Raw genomic sequence first — 2,801 nt, forward strand, 5'->3', positions numbered from 1 at the left:
GTAGGAAGGCACGCCGGGCCTGTGGGGCGCCCGGCGGGCGCCCGGCGTCAGATCGCCGCGAGGGCCGCGGCGAGGTCGGCGCGCTGGTCGTCCACGTGCTCGATGCCGACCGACAGGCGGATAAAGGAGTCGCTGATCCCCAGCGCCGCCCGCTGCGCCGGCGGAATGGTGGCATGCGTCATCAGCGCCGGATGCTCGATCAGGCTTTCCACACCACCCAGGCTTTCGGCCAGCGTGAACACGTGGCAGCGCTCCAGGAAGCGCCGCGCGCCCGCCAGATCGGTATCCAGTTCGATCGACACGATGCCGCCAAAGCCCTCCATCTGCCGCCGGGCCAGCGCATGCTGCGGATGCGACTCCAGCCCCGGGTAGTACACCTTGCGCACCTTCGGCTCGCGTTCCAGCCAGCGCGCCAGCTCCAGCGCGTTGGCGCAGCTGCGCTCCAGCCGCAGCGCCAGTGTCTTCACCCCGCGCAGCACCAGGAAACTGTCGAACGGCCCCTGGATGGCGCCGACGGAGTTCTGCAAGAAGCCCAGCTTCTCGCCCAGCTCCTTGTGGTGTGCCTCGTTGCCCACTACCGCGATCCCGCCGATGACGTCCGAATGCCCATTCATGTACTTGGTCGTCGAGTGCACCACGATGTCGATGCCGTGTTCGAGCGGCCGCTGGACGATCGGGCTGGCGAAGGTGTTGTCCGCCACCGTGATGATCCCGCGCTCGCGGCAGATATCCGCAATGGCGCGCAGGTCGGCCAGCTTGAGCATCGGATTGGTGGGCGTCTCGATCCACACCATCTTGGTGTTGGGCGTCAGCGCCGCGCGCAGCTTCTCGGGATCGGAGAGGTCGACATACGAAAAGTCATGCCCCGCGCTGCGCCGCCGCACGCGCTCGAACAGGCGATAAGTTCCGCCATACATGTCGTCGCCCGCCACGATGTGCGAGTTTGCATCCGCCAGCTCCAGCACTGTCGAAATCGCGGCCAGGCCGGAGGCGAATGCGAAACCTGCCGACCCACTCTCCAGGTCCGCCACGTTGCGTTCCAGCGCCCAGCGCGTGGGGTTGTGCGAGCGTCCGTAGTCCAGTCCCTTGTGTACGCCGGGGCTTTGCTGGACGAAAGTGGAGGTCGCATAAATCGGCGGCATCACCGCGCCGGTCGACGGGTCGGGCGACTGGCCCGCGTGGATGACGCGCGTCGCGATGTGTTTTTTCGGTTCGGTGGTGTCGCTCACTTGATATTCCTGCGCAAATGGTTGAGAAGGTCGAAGCGCGTGATCAAGCCGTAGAAATGCTCCCCCTCGCAGATCACCGCTGTCAGGCCGCGATCGAGCACGGCGCGCAGCTGCTGCAGGGAGGCGGACGGCGGCAGCGTCTCGACCAAAGTGGTCATTGTATTGCGAACCAGCCCGCCGAAGCGGTCAGGATGGCTGCTCACATGTGTCAGCAGATCCGACTCGTCGACAATTCCGGCCAGGTGGCGGCCTTCCATCACGGGCAGCTGCGCCAGGTCGGCGCTGCGCATGCGGTTGAAGGCGGTGAGCAGGGTATCGTCCGGGCTCACGGTGATCACGTCGCCGTCGTCGAAGCGGCGGCCGATCAGGTCCCGCAGGTCGCCCAGGTGCGGACGCACCAGCAGGCCCTGGTCGGCCATCCAGCCGTCGTTGTAGACCTTGGACAGGTAGCGGGTGCCGGTGTCGCAGACGAAGGTGACCACGCGCTTGGGCGTGGTCTGTTCGCGGCAGTAGCGCAGGGCGGCGGCCAGCAGGGTGCCTGTGGACGAGCCACCGAGGATGCCTTCCTGCCGCAGCAGTTCGCGCGCGGTCTCGAAGCTCTCCTTGTCGGTGATGGTATAGGCGGTCTTCACGCGCGACAGGTCGGCGATGGCGGGGATGAAGTCCTCGCCGATGCCTTCCACGGCCCAGGAGCCGGCGTCCTTCGAGAGGTGGCCGGTGTTGATGTACTCCGCGAGGATCGAGCCTGCGGGGTCGGCGAGGATGAACTCCGCGTTCGGCTGCACCCTTTGGAAGAAGCGGGACAGGCCGGTCAGCGTGCCGGCCGAGCCGACGCCGGCGACGATGGCGTCCACGCGATGGTCCATCTGCTCCCAGATTTCGGGGCCGGTCGTCGTTTCGTGGGCCTTGGGGTTGGCGGGGTTGTTGAACTGGTCCGCGAACCAGCCGCCCGGGATGTCCTTGGCCAGGCGCGCAGCGAGGTCCTGGTAGTACTCGGGGTGGCCCTTGCCGACGTCCGACCGGGTGAGGTGGATCTCGGCGCCCAGGGCTTTCAGGTGCAGGATCTTCTCCATCGCCATCTTGTCGGGGACGACCAGGAGCACACGGTAGCCCTTCATGCGCGCAACGAGGGCCAGGCCCAGGCCCGTGTTCCCGGCAGTCGCTTCGATCACGGTGCCGCCGGGTTTCAGTTTGCCTTCGGCCTCCGCGGCTTCGATCATCGCGAGGCCGATGCGGTCCTTGATCGAGCCGCCGGGATTCTGGGATTCGAGCTTCAGGAACAGTTCACAGGGGCCGGTGTCGATGCGGGTGACTTGCACGAGCGGCGTATTGCCGATGAGTGAAAACAGCGCGGGTTGTTGCATGTCTCCTCCGTTATTCTGGACCGCCGCCTCGTGAGCGGCCGCCTGCGATAGAGCGGAATAGTATGCGCCGCTTTGCCCGGCTGCGCCGCGCGCTGGCGCGGCAGGAGCTCAGCGTGGGGAGGGCTGTGGTTTTTCCGGCTCGCGCGGGTCCGGCGCGGCGCCAGCGGCCCGCTGCATGCGCCGCCACAGCGTGGCGCGGCTGATGCCG

2 protein-coding genes are annotated in these 2,801 nt (G+C 67.0%); both read right to left on the reverse strand.

The features are described from left to right. Positions 1-47: 47 nt before the first annotated feature. Entirely contained in the window at positions 48-1,229 is a 1,182-nt protein-coding gene (locus E4L96_RS08890) for a trans-sulfuration enzyme family protein (protein ID WP_135206859.1), read from the reverse strand. Further along, positions 1,226-2,593 (reverse strand): pyridoxal-phosphate dependent enzyme, encoded by a 1,368-nt coding sequence (locus E4L96_RS08895; protein ID WP_135206860.1) that lies wholly within the window; start codon positions 2,591-2,593, stop codon positions 1,226-1,228. Before E4L96_RS08895 ends, E4L96_RS08890 begins: the two co-directional genes overlap by 4 nt. Positions 2,594-2,801: the final 208 nt, after the last annotated feature.

Source organism: Zemynaea arenosa, from assembly GCF_004614185.1.
GTDB lineage: Bacteria > Pseudomonadota > Gammaproteobacteria > Burkholderiales > Burkholderiaceae_D > Telluria > Telluria arenosa.